The sequence below is a fragment of the Bacillus safensis genome, from assembly GCF_039619585.1.
GTDB lineage: Bacteria > Bacillota > Bacilli > Bacillales > Bacillaceae > Bacillus > Bacillus safensis.
Window position 1 is genome coordinate 748,757 of sequence record NZ_CP154909.1, and the last position, 17,555, is coordinate 766,311.

Genomic DNA, 17,555 nt, shown 5'->3' on the forward strand with positions numbered 1-17,555 from the left:
CCTTTTCTTTTAGGATGATACATTTTTTCTTGTACGCTTGCGCTGGTAGTAATATAGGATACCGCCTGAGGCAAGCATGAGTACGCCAATCAATACAGCTGTATACATCATTGTTGCTGTATTCGGGAGTGTGCCGCCTGGGAGTCCGGTTCCATCTTGGTTTGGATCTGTACCTGTACCTCCGCCTGGCGCTGATGTACCGCCGTCTCCGCCAGTTTGATCTGGCGTTGTTCCAGCTGCCCCGCTTTGGTTGAGTACGGTATATTCGCTGAAGTGTTCAGTTTGACCTGATACGACACCATTTTCGAACGATCCGTTACTTGTTTTTGCATAACGGTTTTTCTTGCGGTCTACATAATATACACCAGGTTTCTTCGCCTTTTGAGGCTCATCTAATGTAAAGGATAGTGTGACAGAATCTTTAAAGGTAGAAACCTTTTTCTGATCTTGTTTGATTTGGAAATCATACGTATCCGTTAATGCATTTTTCACCTTATCCGTCTTTGTCATCCATATATCTGCGCTTTTCTCGGACAAGTTAGAGAGCGGTAATGCGAGTCCCACTTTGTCATGATAGATGGTGACGTTTGGATCTTGCTCTCTTTTCTTCAGCTCGGCTACCTGCGCTTTTGATAGAGACAATTGAACGTTTTTCGCTTCGCTCGCTTTGTCTAAATAGAGCAATGCTTTGTTTGTATGCTGCACATACGTTTGGAATTTCTCATCATCTTGAATGTCATAGGTGCCTTTTCCTTTCGCACGCGGAAGGAACACTTCTTTCACCCTGTGATCGATGACAGGAGAAATATGCCCGCCGTCTGCCTGTTCAATTTGCTCTTTGAAGATTTCATAGTCAACATAGCCTAAGTCTTCGCCGTGAGAGGCTTCTGTAAAGACACTGTAGCCATCTCCGCCTGTGCCGACAAATGCGTTTGTCGCCACGCGGTATGTTTTCTTATCATCAATGTCTGTTAGTTTGCCGTTTTCGTCTTTCAGTTTGACATCAATGAGTCTGCTGCCAGCTGGTTTACTCAGTGTAAACGTATATTCAATGCCGGCTACATGAGGGAATGCGCCGCCGCCTTCCTCAATGCCTGAAAGCCCTTGTTCGAGTGCTTTCTTAATTTGGCTGCCTTTTAAATCTGCGACATAGAGTGTGTTTCCGAATGGCATGACCGTTAAAATATCACCTAAAGTGATATCTCCTTTTTCAATGCTGCCTCGAATTCCGCCGCCGTTTGTGATGGCAAGATCAGCACCAGCAGATTCTTGCGCTTTCTTCAGCATGCCGTCAGCAATAAAGTTCCCAAGGTTCGTTTCCTTCGCACGGACATGCTCGCGTTGTCCATCTAAGAGGACATCAGCAGACCCGACTTTTTCCGTTTTTAAATCTTGAATATCTGCCTTGTACTGATCGAGGATCGCTTTTGCATCAGCATCTTCTTTGACAGAGTCATCGATGGTGATGAGATCAAAAGAAGATTCCTTTGGCTGTACGACTCCTTTTTGATTAAAGGCCACGTCTACTTTTCCTAAAAATTGTCCGTAGTCTTTTACCTGTGCGACAATCGTTGGTTCTTTCTTATTGACGACCTTTAATTTTTCAACAAGGGTGTGCGTGTGACCGCCAATGATTAAATCAATACCATCTACTTTTTGAGCAAGCTCAAGGTCACGGTTATAGCCAATGTGTGTTAAAGCAATGATTTTGTTGATTTTTTCTTCTGTTTGAATCGTGTTAACTGTTTCTTTTGCTTTCTTGTATGCATCCTTGAATTGAATGTTGGGACCGCTGCTGGATGTAATGGCCGTGTCTTCAGTGGTTAAGCCGAATACAGCCACCTTTTCACCGTTTACATCAAGCAGGATGTATGGGTATATCCCAGCTTCTTTTTTCTCACCAGCTTTAAATGTCGCTGGCTTTTTCACTAAGCCGCTCAATTGTTTTTCCTTAGAGACATCAACGTTTGATGACACAATTGGGAATGCAGGCTTTTCAAATTGGTGACGGTTTTTCGCATCTACATCTGAAGCATCACCCGTCAGGAATTGACGAAGAACAGAAGGACCTTTGTCAAATTCATGATTACCAAACGTCATGGCATCATATTTCATTAAGTTCATTAGTTTTAGGTCGGCAAGTCCTTGCCATTTTGTGAAATATAGGTCACCAGAGAAGACGTCTCCAGCATCTAATAAAATGTTGTTTTTGCTTTCTGCTCGAACTTCTTTAATCTTTGTTGCACGTCTTGCCGCATCATCAAGGTGGGCATGTGTATCGTTTGTATGCATCACCGTTAAATTCCAGTTGTCTGATGAAGGCGGTTCTGTTGTGCCATCCTCTTTAAAGGCGAGCTTGTACACGCCAAGACCATCTGTGCTGGCGTTACGAACAAAGTCTACGCTGCTTGATTTTTCAGCAAACGGCTTAGCTAAAAGAGAAGATTCGAATGTGACTGTTGCTCCTTTGATTGGTGCAATGGACCAGTTTTGATCCGCACTTGGGTTGATGGTTTTTTGTTCGATAATATAATCCATCAGTACTTGGCGGTTCTCATCAGCTGAGGCAAGCACCACTTTATCTTGCGTCAGATGCGGGAAGCCTCCGCCGCCAGAAGCTCGATAGTTGTTCGTCACGACTAAAAATTCTTGATTGTCAGAGACTGGTTTCCCGTTGTAGGACAGGTTTTTGATGCGGTTTGCATTTGCATTGACAAGGGTGCCTGTTGTGCTGTACTTAGCAGGCTGCGTCACATCGACTTGATAGGTGATACCATCGATCACATCAAAGTTATACGAGCGGTATTCTTCGTTTAAAATAGGCTGTTCATTTGAATCGTTTGGTTTGATTTGATTAAACTGTCCGGCAGACATCTCGAGCCAGTCTTTGACTTCACTGCCTCTCAGTTTGACAATCTGCACGGTGTTATCGTAAAGGTAGAGATCGCCGATATTTTTAATCGCTAAATCACCTTTTGCGATATTCGTATAATAATTCACACCGTTTCGACCGCCGGCTTTAAACGGGGCGCCTGCAGATAAAATCGGTAAGTTTTTGTACGCGGTATCCTTCATTTTTTCTTGTGCATACCATTTTTGTGCATCTGTCACAATTTGAATAGAGGGGTCATCCATCACTTGAGCAAAAAAGCTGTTAATGTCTGCTTCTGTTTTACCGACAGGTTTTCTCACATAATCAAGTGTGTTTTGATGCGTTGTTTGAATGGCATCTTTCACAGTGCTGTTTTGAGAAGTGACTCCTGCAACAGGTTCAATCTTTCCTGTTCCGTCTGTGACCTTCCATTTGCTGCCGTCAGGCTCTAATGTTAAATCAATGACTCCGAGGTAGCTTCCCCAGTTTTTTGACATGACGACTGGAATGCCGTTGATCGTTCCTTTTGAGACATCGAATTTGTCGACGCCGCTATATTCAGCGCTTGGGAATGTGCCGTGCTGGTGGCCGGACACGATCGCATTGATGCCTTTTGTTTTCGTGGCAAGATCAAAGATCATATTTTCTGACCCTTTAGGCGAAGCGGTTTTTTCAATTCCTGTATGGGCAAGAGCGACGATGATATCTGCCCCTTTTTCCTTCATTTCAGGAATGGTTTCATTGGCAGATTCGACGATATCCTGCACTTGAACTTGTCCATCTAAATGTTTCTTATCCCACGTCATAATTTGCGGTGGAACGAATCCTATGTAACCGACTTTTACAGTTTGTGAAGCTCCGTTTGCATCTTTAAAGGTTTTATCTTGGATCACATAAGGCGTAAAACGGTGTTCTCCATTTAATTTTTTGACGTTCGCATTGACAATCGGGAAGTTAGCGCCGGCAATGGTACCATCAAGAAATGATAATCCGTAGTTAAATTCATGATTGCCAAGTGTTCCTGCATCGTACTTTAGTTTGTTGAGTGTATGAATAATGGGGTGAACCTTTGTTTGATTAATGATGCGGTCTTTCTCATTTTTGTAAACGTATTCTCCAAGAGGGGTTCCTTGAATCAGGTCTCCGTTATCAACAAGGAGTGTATTAGGATTTTGTGAACGGTGCTTTTCTATCAGCTCGGCTGTTTTTGCCAAACCAAATTCATTTGTTTCTTTGTCGCTGTAATAATCGTAATTCATCATGTTGGCATGTACATCCGTTGTGGCTAAGATGCTGACTTTTACGGCATCGCCGTTTTCTATTGCTGCATGAGTAGGTACTGCTGGGAGAATGAGACTAATCATCATAATGGAAGTGAGCAGAATAGACAGGTTTTTCCTTCGTTTAGACCTATGTGCTTGCTTCTTCACCTGATCTCCGCCTTTCTAATTTTTTTGACCACAATACCTATTGTAGAAATGTTTCGTTAACTTTTGTAGTTATTTTTTGCAGATTATTGTAAAGATAACATAAATCATACGAATTACCTTGTTGAGGGAATATAAATAAGTCTAAATGCTTATTTTCATCATAAGGGGTTTTCTGATCGGGATAGGATGTTTGATTTCAATGTACCCGGGTATAGTGTGTAATGTAACGATAATCAAGCAGGAGGGTTTCTACATGGGTAAGAAAATTGCAGTTGTATTAACAGATTACTTTGAGGATGTTGAATTCACCGAGCCTGCAAAAGCCTTTAAAGATGCAGGCCATGAGGTCACAGTGATTGAAAACGAAAAAGGAAAAACAGTGAAAGGGAAGCAAGGAGAAGCAGAAGTGAGAGTGGACGCGTCCATTGATAACGTGAAGCCTGAAGACTTCGATGCACTTCTGATTCCTGGCGGGTTCTCACCAGACATTCTGCGTGCAGATGATCGCTATGTCCAATTTACAAGAGCATTTATGGACGAGAAAAAACCAGTATTTGCGATCTGTCACGGACCGCAATTGCTCATTACAGCGAAGTCGCTGGAAGGCAGAGGCGCGACTGGCTATACATCCATTCAAGTAGATATGGAAAACGCAGGCGCAAAATTCAAAGATGAAGAAGTTGTCGTTTGTCAGGATCAGCTTGTGACAAGCCGTACACCTGATGACATTCCAGCATTTAACCGTGAATCATTAAAACTGCTCGCAAAATAAGCAGTTTTGACAGGATAAACAAAGCCAGCACCTTGCGGGGTGCTGGCTTTTTCTGCGCATGGATGGAAGAAAACGGCGTAAACCGCAATCCAGTTTCCTTTGCACGATTATTTTCTTAAGTTTTTTAGCTCGCTTGCGATGGCTTGCATTTCACTTGGGCTGAATGAAGATTTTTTCATCACCATTTGGTGTAGAAATTCAATATCTTCGTACTTGTCTGGACTGAAGTCCTCGGCTTTGATGACTCCAATGTTCAGCATATTTAACTTTTGCGAAATGTCTTCAATCAGCTGATTGACTTCAGCCGCTTTTTGCTCTGACAAGGGCGGCACGTCCTTTCCTGCATATGTGTTGAATAATATGTCTATTTTAACAGAAATGCAAAAGAATAAAAGGGCTATTAAGACGACACCGAGATGTTTTTCTCCTTTTTCTCCTGCTTGATCTTATCAATGATTAGTTTAGATTCAAACACGACAACCCCAGATAAACCGATGAGGCCGATTAAGTTAGGAACAGCCATCAGTCCGTTTAGCATATCAGCCACGCCCCAGACGAAATCATTCTTAAACACGGCACCGAAAAAGACAGCAATAACAAACACAACACGATAATACATCACATATGAATCTTTCGCCAAATATGTAAAGCATTTTTCGCCATAATAGGACCAGCCAATAATGGTGGAATAGGCGAATAAAAGTAAGCCGATTGCAACAATGATTGAGCCGATTGGACCAAGGAAATGAGCAAAGGATAACGAGGTGAGTGCATCACTTTTTTCTGTGACGTACATATCGGCCATGACAATTGTGATCCCTGTAATGGAACAAACAATCATCGTATCAATAAAGACTTGCGTCATTGACACAAGCGCTTGACGAGCAGGCATATCTGTTTTGGCAGCAGCTGCAGCGATTGGTGCAGAACCAAGACCCGCTTCATTGGAAAATACCCCTCTCGCCACACCCCAGCGGATTACGGTGCCGATTGCACCGCCTGCAACGGCTTGACCTGTAAATGCATCCGTAAAAATGAGCCCGACGGCACTTGGGACAAGATCCGCATTCATGACAAGAATGATCAGTCCGCAAATGACGTAGAATAAAGCCATGACCGGTACAAAAATAGCCGTCACACGGCCAATGCTTTTAATCCCGCCTAAAATCACGAGGGCAGTAAAGGCCGTAATAATAATGCCGGTGATCCATGTTGGAATTTGAAAGGTTGAATTCATGACACCAGAAATCGAATTTGACTGCACGAGATTCCCAATCCCAAAGGCAGCCGTAGCGCCAAAAATAGCAAACAGCACCCCTAGCCATTTTTGCTTCAAGCCATGCTCCAAATAGTACATCGGCCCGCCGGACATTTCCCCTTTTTCATTTTTGACACGGTATTTCACTGCGAGAACAGCTTCAGCATATTTTGTCGCCATTCCAAAGAACGCTGCAAACCACATCCAAAACACAGCGCCTGGTCCGCCGGCAATGACAGCAGAGGCGACCCCTACAATATTTCCCGTTCCAACCGTTGCAGCAAGGGCTGTCATTAATGCTTGGAAGTGAGAAATATCACCTTCTGATGTCTTATCTTGCTTTGAAAATGCCAGCTTAAGCGAATAGGGGAGCAGCCTAATTTGAATGAAGAGCACGCGAAAGGTAAGGTAAATCCCTGTCCCCACGATCAAAAACAAAAGCGGCGGTCCCCATAATACATCATTGATACTGCTGACAATCTGTTCTACCCATCCCATATGTATCCCCCTTTATTTGTTTATTTCTCCTAAAGTGTCACCTTTTTTTGTATAATGTGTCAATGCCGATGGGAGTTTTTCTTGCAAAGTTTTCAAAAGAAAAAGGGCTTGATATGATAGAGAAAAGGTTTCCGAAAGCAGTTCTTAGGGAAAAGATAGGAGGAGAATGAAGGATGATTCATGTATTATTCGTATGTCTTGGCAATATTTGCAGATCACCGATGGCAGAGGCCATGTTTAGAAAACGAGTAGAAGATGAGGGGCTAAGCGAGCACTTTGTCATTGATTCAGCAGGCATTGGCGGCTGGCATCAAGGCAGCCCTCCGCATGAAGGAACACGAAAGCTGCTTGATGAAAAAGGGATCAGCTATGAAGGGATGTCCGCAAGACAAATCATAGATGAGGACATCACAGCATACGACTATATCATTGCGATGGATGCTGAAAATGTAGGAGCACTTCGCAGTATAGCCGGATATGGGAAACATCACTTTATTGGCCGTCTTCTTGACTTTGTTGAAGACGACGATCGTGATGATGTGCCAGACCCTTATTACACTGGAAACTTTGAGGAAGTACATGATTTAATTGAAAAAGGAATTGATCGTTTTTTGACGTATGTAAAAAAAGAGAAACACCTTTAACTGAAAGGAGATCAGACGAGATGGAAGAAAAAAATCAAATCATGCTTCGAGGAGCTGTGATAGGAGCAGCTTGCGGCGCACTGCTGACATTATTTCATCGGCCAACGAGAATCGCGCTCAAAGACAAATGGAATGACTGTCAGGAAAAGCTGGCGGAATACCGTCAGGAGCCAGCCAGAATTTCTGCTTGCATGAAAGAAAAAATGGAAGAAACGAAGCAGCTGATGCGAACAGTCTCAGATGATTTGTCATTTTTAAATGAACAAGTCAATCAGTTAAAGGAAACAACCCCAAAAGTATTAGAGATTATTGAAGAAACAAAGGATCACTTTCGATCGAAATAGAAAGATTGATCATTGGAGATGAAGCGTATGGGTTTTATTAAAGCGTTAATTGAACGCTTTTTGCTGCATGAAGGACCGGCAAAATCTGCTGAGCTTGCTTACTTCTTTTTGCTTTCATTATTTCCGTTTCTCATCTTCGTGCTGACGCTCGTTGGATATTTGCCGCTGACGTCGAAGGATGTCCTAAGCGTCATCTCTGGTTATGCGCCAGAAGGAGCGCTTTCGATGATTGAATCCATTGCCGAAGAGACACTGAACAGCCGTAACGGCGGATTGCTGTCATTCGGGATTATTGCCGCCCTTTGGTCTGCATCTAACGGGATTAATGCCGTCGTCAGAGCATTTAACCATGCTTACGAAGTTGAGGAAAATCGTTCCTTCATTCTCGTACGTTTAACATCCATCATCTTAACCATAGCAATGGTTCTTACGATTATTTTTGCCTTAATGCTGCCTGTCTTTGGAAAAGAACTTGGCTTATTTCTCGCTGAATTAGTCGGGCAGTCAGATGCCTTTCTCACCATTTGGACGGCCATGAGGTGGATCATTAGCCCGCTGATTTTATTGATTGTGTTTACAGCCTTGTACTATTTCGCCCCAAACATTAGATTGAAATTGAAATTTGTTCTGCCAGGCGCTATTTTTGCCTCGATTGGATGGATTTTGGTGAGCATGCTGTTCTCATTTTACGTAGGCGAGTTTGCTAATTACAGTGCGATGTACGGAAGTATTGGGGGAATCATTATTTTAATGATCTGGTTTTATTTAACCGGCATCATGATCATCCTTGGCGGCGAGCTCAATGCGCTTTTACATAAGCGTAAAATCGTACCAGGCAAGGTGTGAAGAAATCCGGGCATCCTAAAGAAGAACGAACATGTTCAATCTTGATGGATGGGGGAATCACATGTGTCCAAACAATCGAAAAAAGGCGGAAGCAACACGAAACAAAACAAAGGCCATCAGCCAAAGCACAAAACAAGCGGCAGTGCAAACGGGCAAAATGGTTATCATTAAATGAAAAAACTCCTCTGCATAGATGCAGGGGAGTTTTTATTTCGACAATCGTATATATCGCTTAAGAATAAAAGCTGTATCAGGTTTTGACTGGTAATGAGGATCATGCTGAAACCCTGCGTTTATCGCTACACGTTCACTTCTGACATGGCCAGCAGGACAAAAAATTTCAAATCCATCGACTTTAGGAGCAAAGGTATCTGTCATATATTTCACGATGGCTGTCACAATGCCCTGTCCCTGCGCGTCTTCATCAATCCAATAACCGATATTGCCTAATTGTTGATCAAATGTCAGACGGAACACACCGATTAATTGCTCGTTCAGCTGAATGCCAGCTTCCAACCCTTTTTGTTCATCGTAAGTGGTTTGAGTTGATTGAATAAACGTTTTGACCGCTTCTATGCTTTTGCAGTGATGAACCCAAGGCAGCCACTCCCCTAAATGGGCCTTATTCTTTTGAATAAGGCTAAATAGTGAGTCCGCATCATCTAATTGTAGAGATGCCAAAGTCAATTCATTTGTGATGTGATATGTAAACAACGATTGATCCCCCATTTTAGTGACTTTCCAGCACTGCCTGCGTTCTCCCAAATCGAACGCAGCAAAACACAAATAATATCACGATGCTGACAAGGTAAAGTAAATTCATTCCTTCAAACGTTTGCACAAAGAATCCTCCGAGTACCGGCCCGAGAATACTGCCTGCACTAAACGCCATCCCGCACATTAAATTCCCGGCGGGAAGAAGATGCTTTGGCAATAAGTCGGTCATAAAACTGATGCCAAGCGAGAAGGTAGAGCCTACAGCCATTCCAGCGATAAAGAAACAGATGGCCACAGCCAAAACGGATTGAATGAAAATCCCTGCCAAAAGGAAAAAGAATGATCCAGCGAGTGTCACACATAAAATGATGCGGCGCCTGCCAAACCGGTCACTAAGCATCCCAAGAGGAAGCTGAAAGACAATGCTCCCAATGGCAAACGCAGGTAAAATAAACGCAACTGCATCTACTGTCACACCGCTCCTGAGTGCATACACAGGGAAGTTACTATTAAGCGTCGTTTCTAAAAAGCCGTAGCAAAATGGCATCATAAAGGCGACCCAGCCAAATTGAAAGGCCTTTTTAAAGCGCTTCAAACTGTTTGTCTGCTCTGACGTTTGCACTTCGCCTGTATCTGGATATGTATTTTTTAAAACAAACACAAGCAGCCAAATACATAAACTAACGGCACCAGAAACAATAAAAGGCAAGGCTGGATTGATCTCAATGAGCGGCGTTAAAAAAGGGCCGGCGGCAAAACCGAGTCCAAATGATAATCCATACAATGAAATATTTCGTCCGCGATTTCTTGATGATGAAGCATAGGTCACCCACGTCTGTGTAGAGAAATGCAGCATATGGTCACCAATCCCGATCATGAGCCGGAGGAAGAACCAGACGACATAAGATTCAAAAAACACAAAGCTAAACAAGCTTAAAAAGACAGCAGCGCCTCCAATGACGATTAACGGCTTAAATCCAAACCGGCGAAGCGGTGCTTCCATAAAAGGAGACGCAAGCAGCACACCGAGATATAAGCCTGTGGCATGCAGGCCGTTTAACGTAGGAGAAGTACCGGCATGTTCAAAGATAATGGAAATGACAGGAAGTAATGCACCCTGTGAAAAACCAGATACGGATACCAGTAAAATTAAAATCATAAAGTGAATTCTCGACATAAGATGCTCCTTACAAGTTCATGCTTTCATCGTACAATGGAACCAGAGGGGTTTCAATAGAAAGGTGGAAAAGGAATGAAGCTGACATACGAAAAGGATCATTGGAACGCACTTATTGAGGACAGGCAGCTGCCTATTTCAGGAACAGAAGAACTGGGGTACCGCCCATCTCAATTGCTCACCTCAGCCATTGCAGGCTGCTTTGGAGAAATGCTCATTCATGTATGCCGTAAAAAGCGAATATCCTATGAAGGGATGACGATCACACCTGAAACGACAAGGGCAGGAGCTGTAAACAACATTTCCTGCATTCATTTACATATCTTATTTGAAGACATCAATACATCTGATGAACAAATCGATAAAATGATCACCCTTGCATTGAAGCACTGCTCTATGGTGCAGTCCGTGAAAGAGAGTATTGATATCACCTTCTCACACGCGCGAATCTAAAATGTATACGATGACGGCACTCACGAAAGAATAACAGTCAGACATATGTAAAGGAGAATGGCTGTATGAATCGTTTATTTCTTGTGATTGTTGCAATCGGTGTTCCGCTATCGGTGATTGGCAGTTTTCTTCATTTCCCGCAGGTCATCATGTTTACCGTTTATTGTATCGCCATTATTGGTCTTGCTAGTTTTATGGGAAGAGCCACAGAAAGTCTTGCCATCATTGCGGGACCTAGAATTGGCGGACTTTTAAACGCCACATTCGGAAATGCAGTGGAATTAATCATATCGTTTTTTGCCTTAAAACAAGGACTGACGGCCATCGTACTTGCTTCATTAACTGGATCAGTCATCGGAAATTTACTGCTTGTGGCGGGGCTGTCTTTTTTTGTTGGCGGATTAAAATATAAGCGCCAAGTGTTCAATGTCCATGATGCAAGGCACAATTCAGGCTTGCTCATGTTTGCCATCATTGTAGCGTTTGTCATTCCAGAAGTGTTTTCGATGGAGATGGCAGAGAATAAGCAGTTTGTTTTAAGCATTGGGATCAGCATTGTGATGATTTTGCTTTATGTCGCGGCGCTCTATTTCAAACTGGTCAGCCACCGCGGAGTCTATGTTGCTAAGCAGGACAGTATGCAAGGTGAAGCGGAGACGGAAGAAGAAACACCTGAATGGTCTGGAAAGTTTGCCACTGTCATTTTGCTGCTTTCGACGATTGCAGTTGCGTACATTTCAGAGCGTCTTGTTCATACTTTTGATACGGTAGGAGAACAGTTTGGCTGGAGTGAGCTGTTTATCGGTGTCATTATTGTGGCCATCGTCGGCAATGCCGCAGAACATGCCTCAGCTGTCATCATGGCGTATAAAAACAAAATGGATGTAGCAGTGGAAATTGCCTTTGGCTCCACACTTCAGGTTGCCATGATGGTCGCGCCAATCCTAGTCATTAGCTCGCTATTTTTTGATAAGCAGATGCCGCTCATTTTCTCCTTGCCAGAGCTCATTGCGATGGCATCCTCTGTGCTGCTCACGGTCATTTTATCTAATGACGGGGATACAAACTGGTTTGAAGGCGCCACATTACTCGCTGCCTATTTTATTATGGCGATTGGATTTTTCCTTTTATAATCTTTTGTGGATAAGGGACGTCTTTGCGGAAAATACTATGGAAAAATGAATGAGAAAGAGTGATGATATGAAAAAGATGCTCCGCATCATGTTTGTTGTTCTCTTATCCTTAAGTTTTCTATACAGCTTTCCAGCGGAGGCGGCAAAGCCATTTAAAGTGCCATCCTCTGTCGCCAGTATCTCCAAGGAGAATACGTATCCCAACGCGTCACAGGATCAGCCGCTGCTCCAGCCGAGCGAGCTGACGGCTGAATTGTTCAAAACAACAAGTGTACCGATTGAGAATACTCATTTGATTAAAATGCTGAATGAATCCAGCATTTCAGGGACGCCATTAGCTGTTGGATACCGTGCGACCATTTTCCTCGGAAGATGGGCGCTGAGCTACGATTCAAACGAAACGGTCGCCAACTGGGAATACAAAAAAGTGAATACGAACCACATTGATAACAGAGGCGGCAACAAAACAGCCATTGGAAAATACGTTCAAAAGCAGCAAGTGAAAGTAAGTGGCGGCCTCACAGCAAAAGTGCCGAACCCAGAAGATGTGAAAACATTGATGATGCAAAAAGCGATTCAAAAAACAAAGCTGCCCCTCGCTTTTGACACCGTGATTGGTGCAGGAACAAAACGAGATCAGTCATACCACGTCTCTCCGAAAAAAGCAGCATCGCTTCATGCCTATGCACCAGCGATTAACGAAAAAGGTAAGGTCACATACGGAGAAGTGTACCTTGTGCTAAAAGGAAATAAACGAAAACTCGTCGTAAAAAACGTGACCTCACAAGGAATCGGCGCTTGGATTCCTGTTCAGGATCACTTGACGTTTGGGTTTCAAGGGATGAATTAAAACAGTCATCTCCTCTTATCAAAAGAGGAGATGACTGTTTTTTTCTAAGAGGTTTTCTCTTTTTTTCTTTTTAGTTCATTCTTGTAAAAGTCAAAGGCGTTATATAAATACCAAATGATAAAAAGAAAGAAGATAACTTTAGTCAATATCGGTAAGTTGTTGAAAATAAGACATAGGCCAAAATAAGGGATGATCATAAATCCATAATAAGAAAACCACCATGTTTTAAAGATGAAACTCATCTCCTTGAAAATTGTAGACATTAACATCTTTATACATATATTACATTTTTTTTGAGAAAAAAACCATAGTAGAAGTTGAATGAACTCAACGACTACTATGGCTTAAATTTTTTATTCCCCTAAATCCACATTATGATAAACCTGCTGCACGTCTTCAAGCTCTTCTAATACATCGATCAGCTTTTCAAATTGTGCTTTCGATTCATCGTCTAATGTCACTTCGTTTTGCGGAAGCATTGTGATTTCAGCGACAGTGAATTCTTCTACGCCGGCTTGTTTGAATGCTTCTTGTACTTGATGGAATTGATCTGGTTCAGCGTACACAATCACCGTTTCATCTTCTTCCATGATGTCACGTACATCAACGTCTGCTTCCATTAATAGCTCAAGCGTTTCTTCTTCGCTTTTCCCTTCGACACCGATGACAGCTGTTTCGTCAAACATGTAGGCAACAGAGCCGCTTACGCCCATGTTTCCACCGTTTTTCCCAAATGCTGCTCGAACATCTGAAGCTGTCCGGTTTACGTTATTGGTGAGGGCGTCAACGATCACCATTGATCCGTTTGGACCAAATCCTTCGTAGCGCAGCTCATCGAAGTTCTCTTCCGCACCGCCTTTGGCTTTTTCAATGGCACGGTCCACAATATGTTTTGGGACACTATATGTTTTTGCACGTTCTAGGACAAAACGAAGTGCTTGGTTTGATTCTGGGTTTGGCTCACCTTGTTTGGCAGCCACATAGATTTCACGCCCGAATTTTGCGTAAATACGACTTGTACTGGCATCCTTTGATGCTTTCTTTTCTTTAATGTTGTTCCACTTACGACCCATCTTATTCACTCTCTTTCACTTAGAAAATACACAGTATGAGGGTCCCCATGCTGCATGAAATCATTCTGCTATCTATTATACATGAATCAGTCAAGAGGATAGAAGTTAGAGGGGCTGAAATGAAGAGAATTGTTAGCGAATGTTCAAGTGTTCCATGTTTCTCACAAGCCCGAGTCAGCCCGGCAACTTGTATATAAAAAAATAACCCCATCATAAATGAGGTTATTTTGCAGGCTGAGGATAAGCGAGATCCTCAAGCAATTTGACATCATGCTGATGAAGTTGTTTGATCATTTCTTTTCGCACAGCGAGGGCGGCGTCGAAGTATTTTTCGTCTTCGACCATTCCCTTTACTGTGATTTCAATCCCGCGATTCAGCTTATTCAGACCCATAATTCCATGAACTTGAAAGGGTTCAATGGCGTTTTGAAATTCGTCTTTTTTAAGAAAATCATGATGCATTTGATTTAAATTGTCACATGCTGTTTCAAGTGCTTGAAAGGCGATATCTGGGTTTTGATTCGCGCTAATTAACACAGATTCCGTAATCCGCATGTAGTGCATGTTATAGTTTTGGATTTGACGGATATCTCCGTTAGAAATGGTTAACAGCTTGCCGCTCCATTCTCTAATTTGCAATGAGCGGAGACCAATCTCTTCAATGGTTCCATTAAAGAGGTTATTCACCGTCACATAATCCCCTTTATGAATCTGGCGTTCATAGATGAGGAAAACGCCTGCTAAAATATCACGAATCAGCGTCTGGGCGCCAAAACCGATGACGATCCCAGCAACACCAGCACCCGCAAGAATTTTCCCAAAGTCATGAAAGAACAGAGAAATGACATAGAGCACAAAGCAAATCGAAGCGGTGTATTGCGTGACCGATTTGACTAAGCTCTCGATCGTTTTCTTCTTCTTGTCCTCTATAAACTCAGTTCGTTTAAAGAAAATTTGAAGGGCTTTGTTAATCATAAAGACAGCAAGCCAAAGAATGAGTCCAACAAGGAGAATTTCAATGTATTTGTTTTTGACCACTGTCAGAAATGTATCGTCCATCTATCGGTTACCCCCTGGCTGTACGAGAAGTAAAATCAACATCTTGATAATAGCTGTTTTTCACTAAAACATTCGGACCGAGGCACTGCACGCTTGGGCAATGACAATTCAATTCTTTTGCTAATTTTGTGTCCATCCAGCGTGTATAGGCTGATTGCAATGTATCAGTTGCGATGTTTCCAAGCGGCGGAGTATCGCCAAAGTCTGTCACAATAATATTCCCATCAAAAATATTCACATTCAACCGTGAACGTCCATCAGGGTCATTTCGTACCGTGACATTTTTCTCCTGGCGCAATCGGTTGAGGAGTCGCTGGTCTTCTTCATCTGTGCTGCATGAATAAAATGGCAGGGTGCCAAACAGCATCCATGTGTTTTGATCACGAATATCAAGCAGCTGATGAATCGCATCCCGCATTTGCGGAAGCGTCAATGATTCAAGGGCGCTGGCGAAATCACTTGGGTACATCGGGTGAACTTCGTGGCGCTGGCATTTCATTTCCTCGACGATTTGCCGGTGGATGTGTTCGATATATGGAAGCGTGCGCTTATTCAGCATGGTTTCAGCGGATACGGTTACGCCCGCTTTGACAAGTGCTTGACTATTTTCAATCATGCGGTTAAATAATTTCTCGCGCTGCTCAAAGGTTGGTTTTCGATCCATCATGGCAAAACCGACCGTTGCAAACTCTTCGACAGTGCCCCAGTTATGTGAAATGTGAAGGACATCTAAGTATGGAATAATTTCTTCATACCGGGCTAAATCAAGGGTTAAATTTGAATTGATCTGTGTACGGACGCCGCGTTCATGGGCATACTTTAATAAAGGGACGACATATTCCCGTACAGATTTAAGAGAAAGCATGGGCTCTCCGCCTGTAATACTGAGTGAGCGCAGAAGCGGAACTTCATCTAAACGGCGAAGCAGTAAATCTATCGGTAGCGCATTCGGGTCTTTAGGCTGTAAGGTATAGCCGACCGCACAATGCTCACATCTCATGTTACACAGCGTTGTTGTCGTAAATTCAATATTAGTCAGCTTCATTTCTCCGTAATCCTGCACATCGAGATAGGCTTCCCAAGGGTCGTATGCAGGTGTGATCGGACGAAGTGCTGTTTTTTGGTTCATGGTATCTATCTCCTTTTCATTCGGGCAAACGTAGACCCGCCAACAGTTAATTTTAAGCCTCATCACGGTTATACGCAAGAGGGACACAATTGATTTGCAAGGGAAAAAAAGATAAGCTATAAACAAACGCTAAAGGGAGTGTATCGATGGGTAAGGCAGCAGACAGCAAAGAGCAGCAGGTTGATTATTTAAAGAACCGATTAGATATGTTTATGAATGTGATTGATTCATTAGATCCTGAATCAACAGACGTTGAGGATATAGACAGACTGATCCAGATGATTGACGACCTAGAAGCGAAATATGAACGGTTTAAAAATGATTGGAAGGAAGAATAGCTCGCGCGGTGCGGGCTTTTTTCTTTAAATTGGCAGGTGAATCGGTGTATGAGTCTCGGTCTTATTCTGCACAATAGAAGAAAAACCGGGAAGTGACGTAAATGAAAAAATTCATGCTGATCTGTTTATGTGCGCTTTTTGTTTCCATGCCTCTCTCAGAAGCGGAAGCCGTGTCTAATAAGCCCATTAACTGGGGATTTGCGAAAAGTAAAGAGCACAGACCGCCGGATGCGGGCAAAGAATTGACGGCACTCTTAAAAAAGTATGATGCGTTCTATTTAGGCAACACGAAAAAGAAAGAGATTTATTTTACCTTTGACAATGGCTATGAAAATGGGTACACACCCAAGATCTTAGACGTGCTGAAAAAACATCAAGTACCAGGCACCTTTTTTGTGACAGGTCATTTTGTAAAGGACCAGCCGGGGCTTGTCAAACGTATGGCAGAGGAAGGTCATATCATTGGCAACCATTCTTATCACCATCCTGATTTAACAACAAAGAGTACAAAAGAAATCAAAGAAGAACTGGACCGTGTCAATGAAGATGTGTACAAAATCACAGGAAAACAGGATAACCTCTATCTTCGTCCGCCGCGCGGTGTGTTCAGTGAAAGGGTATTAAAAGAAACAAAACAGCTCGGCTACCAAACCATTTTCTGGTCAGTGGCGTTTGTGGACTGGCATATCCATCATCAAAAAGGAAAACAGTATGCATACGATCAAATGATGAAGCAGGCACACCCAGGTGCCATTTACTTACTTCATACCGTCTCAAGAGACAATGCAGAAGCGCTGGATGATGCCATCACCGCTCTGAAAAAACAAGGATATTCCTTTAAAAGTCTAGACGATCTCATGCTTGAAAAAGTATGGCATCTGCCACAGCTATAGAAAGAAGCCTGCAGAAGACCTGCAGGCTTTTTGATTTTCCCTCTCTGATTTTACGCTGAAACTAAAGAG

General features: G+C 42.9%; 17 protein-coding genes. 9 read left to right on the top strand and 8 right to left on the bottom strand.

The genetic code is table 11. The features are described from left to right. Nucleotides 1-9 precede the first annotated feature (9 nt). Nucleotides 10-4,302: a multifunctional 2',3'-cyclic-nucleotide 2'-phosphodiesterase/3'-nucleotidase/5'-nucleotidase gene (locus AAYR28_RS03705; RefSeq protein ID WP_254001611.1), complete on the bottom strand. Its 4,293-nt coding sequence runs from the start codon at nt 4,300-4,302 to the stop codon at nt 10-12. A 253-nt stretch (nt 4,303-4,555) separates the two neighbouring features. Between AAYR28_RS03705 and AAYR28_RS03710 the strand changes: the two genes are divergently transcribed. Continuing rightward, the gene (locus tag AAYR28_RS03710) at nt 4,556-5,074 is read left to right on the top strand and encodes a type 1 glutamine amidotransferase domain-containing protein (RefSeq protein ID WP_070326778.1); all 519 of its coding nucleotides are present in this window, start codon (nt 4,556-4,558) and stop codon (nt 5,072-5,074) included. A 107-nt stretch (nt 5,075-5,181) separates the two neighbouring features. On the opposite strand, the gene AAYR28_RS03715 is transcribed toward AAYR28_RS03710, so the two are convergent. Together AAYR28_RS03715 and AAYR28_RS03720 are read right to left on the bottom strand one after the other, a co-directional pair. Next, nucleotides 5,182-5,397, bottom strand: a complete 216-nt coding sequence (locus AAYR28_RS03715) for a DUF1128 domain-containing protein (protein ID WP_003214000.1) — start codon at nt 5,395-5,397, stop codon at nt 5,182-5,184. Nucleotides 5,398-5,474: 77 nt separating this feature from the next. Continuing rightward, nucleotides 5,475-6,830, bottom strand: a complete 1,356-nt coding sequence (locus tag AAYR28_RS03720; protein WP_217008924.1) for an alanine/glycine:cation symporter family protein — start codon at nt 6,828-6,830, stop codon at nt 5,475-5,477. A gap of 173 nt (nt 6,831-7,003) precedes the next feature. Between AAYR28_RS03720 and AAYR28_RS03725 the strand changes: the two genes are divergently transcribed. From AAYR28_RS03725 to AAYR28_RS03735, 3 genes are read left to right on the top strand one after another with little or no spacing between them, the layout of a single operon-like run. Next, the gene (locus AAYR28_RS03725) at nt 7,004-7,474 is read left to right on the top strand and encodes a low molecular weight protein-tyrosine-phosphatase (RefSeq protein WP_024425273.1); all 471 of its coding nucleotides are present in this window, start codon (nt 7,004-7,006) and stop codon (nt 7,472-7,474) included. Nucleotides 7,475-7,494: 20 nt separating this feature from the next. Then, a complete protein-coding gene (locus AAYR28_RS03730; RefSeq protein ID WP_111927625.1) occupies nt 7,495-7,818 on the top strand; it encodes a YtxH domain-containing protein in 324 nt (107 codons plus the stop codon). Nucleotides 7,819-7,845: 27 nt separating this feature from the next. After that, nucleotides 7,846-8,664, top strand: a complete 819-nt coding sequence (locus tag AAYR28_RS03735) for a YihY/virulence factor BrkB family protein (RefSeq protein WP_024425272.1) — start codon at nt 7,846-7,848, stop codon at nt 8,662-8,664. A 207-nt stretch (nt 8,665-8,871) separates the two neighbouring features. On the opposite strand, the gene AAYR28_RS03740 is transcribed toward AAYR28_RS03735, so the two are convergent. Next, nucleotides 8,872-9,378, bottom strand: coding sequence for a GNAT family N-acetyltransferase (locus AAYR28_RS03740; RefSeq protein WP_120208611.1), 507 nt, complete (start codon nt 9,376-9,378; stop codon nt 8,872-8,874). Between the two features lie 16 nt (nt 9,379-9,394). Beyond that, nucleotides 9,395-10,558: an MFS transporter gene (locus tag AAYR28_RS03745; protein ID WP_046314260.1), complete on the bottom strand. Its 1,164-nt coding sequence runs from the start codon at nt 10,556-10,558 to the stop codon at nt 9,395-9,397. A 75-nt stretch (nt 10,559-10,633) separates the two neighbouring features. On the opposite strand from AAYR28_RS03745, the gene AAYR28_RS03750 reads away from it, so the two are divergent. The 3 genes from AAYR28_RS03750 to AAYR28_RS03760 all read left to right on the top strand — a co-directional run bounded on the left by AAYR28_RS03750 (nt 10,634) and on the right by AAYR28_RS03760 (nt 12,994). Continuing rightward, nucleotides 10,634-11,011 carry an OsmC family protein gene (locus AAYR28_RS03750; RefSeq protein WP_046314262.1) on the top strand — a complete coding sequence of 126 codons (378 nt, stop codon included), beginning with the start codon at nt 10,634-10,636 and terminating at the stop codon, nt 11,009-11,011. A gap of 65 nt (nt 11,012-11,076) precedes the next feature. Then, nucleotides 11,077-12,144: a calcium/proton exchanger gene (cax, locus tag AAYR28_RS03755; protein ID WP_034283700.1), complete on the top strand. Its 1,068-nt coding sequence runs from the start codon at nt 11,077-11,079 to the stop codon at nt 12,142-12,144. Between the two features lie 67 nt (nt 12,145-12,211). Next, the gene (locus AAYR28_RS03760; protein WP_024425268.1) at nt 12,212-12,994 is read left to right on the top strand and encodes a YfkD famly protein; all 783 of its coding nucleotides are present in this window, start codon (nt 12,212-12,214) and stop codon (nt 12,992-12,994) included. 353 nt (nt 12,995-13,347) lie between these two features. Here the strand turns inward: AAYR28_RS03760 and AAYR28_RS03765 are convergent, their stop codons facing one another. From AAYR28_RS03765 to yfkAB, 3 genes are all read right to left on the bottom strand, one after another. Beyond that, complete coding sequence (locus tag AAYR28_RS03765; protein ID WP_024425262.1) at nt 13,348-14,067, bottom strand: YebC/PmpR family DNA-binding transcriptional regulator; 720 nt, start codon at nt 14,065-14,067, stop codon at nt 13,348-13,350. Between the two features lie 222 nt (nt 14,068-14,289). Continuing rightward, complete coding sequence (locus AAYR28_RS03770) at nt 14,290-15,126, bottom strand: mechanosensitive ion channel family protein (protein WP_024425846.1); 837 nt, start codon at nt 15,124-15,126, stop codon at nt 14,290-14,292. 7 nt (nt 15,127-15,133) lie between these two features. Continuing rightward, nucleotides 15,134-16,255, bottom strand: coding sequence for a radical SAM/CxCxxxxC motif protein YfkAB (gene yfkAB, locus AAYR28_RS03775; RefSeq protein ID WP_041106321.1), 1,122 nt, complete (start codon nt 16,253-16,255; stop codon nt 15,134-15,136). A gap of 146 nt (nt 16,256-16,401) precedes the next feature. On the opposite strand from yfkAB, the gene AAYR28_RS03780 reads away from it, so the two are divergent. Together AAYR28_RS03780 and pdaA are read left to right on the top strand one after the other, a co-directional pair. Next, complete coding sequence (locus tag AAYR28_RS03780; protein ID WP_012009274.1) at nt 16,402-16,593, top strand: SE1561 family protein; 192 nt, start codon at nt 16,402-16,404, stop codon at nt 16,591-16,593. A gap of 101 nt (nt 16,594-16,694) precedes the next feature. Then, entirely contained in the window at nt 16,695-17,486 is a 792-nt protein-coding gene (gene pdaA / locus AAYR28_RS03785) for a delta-lactam-biosynthetic de-N-acetylase (protein ID WP_034283706.1), read from the top strand. Nucleotides 17,487-17,555: the final 69 nt, after the last annotated feature.

Coding starts and splice junctions, on each gene's coding strand:
- AAYR28_RS03710 (WP_070326778.1), top strand. CDS start 4,556: ATGGGTAAGAAAATTGCAGTTGTATTAACAGATTACTTTGAGGATGTT.
- AAYR28_RS03720 (WP_217008924.1), bottom strand. CDS start 6,830: ATGGGATGGGTAGAACAGATTGTCAGCAGTATCAATGATGTATTATGG.
- AAYR28_RS03725 (WP_024425273.1), top strand. CDS start 7,004: ATGATTCATGTATTATTCGTATGTCTTGGCAATATTTGCAGATCACCG.
- AAYR28_RS03730 (WP_111927625.1), top strand. CDS start 7,495: ATGGAAGAAAAAAATCAAATCATGCTTCGAGGAGCTGTGATAGGAGCA.
- AAYR28_RS03735 (WP_024425272.1), top strand. CDS start 7,846: ATGGGTTTTATTAAAGCGTTAATTGAACGCTTTTTGCTGCATGAAGGA.
- AAYR28_RS03745 (WP_046314260.1), bottom strand. CDS start 10,558: ATGTCGAGAATTCACTTTATGATTTTAATTTTACTGGTATCCGTATCT.
- AAYR28_RS03750 (WP_046314262.1), top strand. CDS start 10,634: ATGAAGCTGACATACGAAAAGGATCATTGGAACGCACTTATTGAGGAC.
- cax (WP_034283700.1), top strand. CDS start 11,077: ATGAATCGTTTATTTCTTGTGATTGTTGCAATCGGTGTTCCGCTATCG.
- AAYR28_RS03760 (WP_024425268.1), top strand. CDS start 12,212: ATGAAAAAGATGCTCCGCATCATGTTTGTTGTTCTCTTATCCTTAAGT.
- AAYR28_RS03765 (WP_024425262.1), bottom strand. CDS start 14,067: ATGGGTCGTAAGTGGAACAACATTAAAGAAAAGAAAGCATCAAAGGAT.
- AAYR28_RS03770 (WP_024425846.1), bottom strand. CDS start 15,126: ATGGACGATACATTTCTGACAGTGGTCAAAAACAAATACATTGAAATT.
- yfkAB (WP_041106321.1), bottom strand. CDS start 16,255: ATGAACCAAAAAACAGCACTTCGTCCGATCACACCTGCATACGACCCT.
- AAYR28_RS03780 (WP_012009274.1), top strand. CDS start 16,402: ATGGGTAAGGCAGCAGACAGCAAAGAGCAGCAGGTTGATTATTTAAAG.
- pdaA (WP_034283706.1), top strand. CDS start 16,695: ATGAAAAAATTCATGCTGATCTGTTTATGTGCGCTTTTTGTTTCCATG.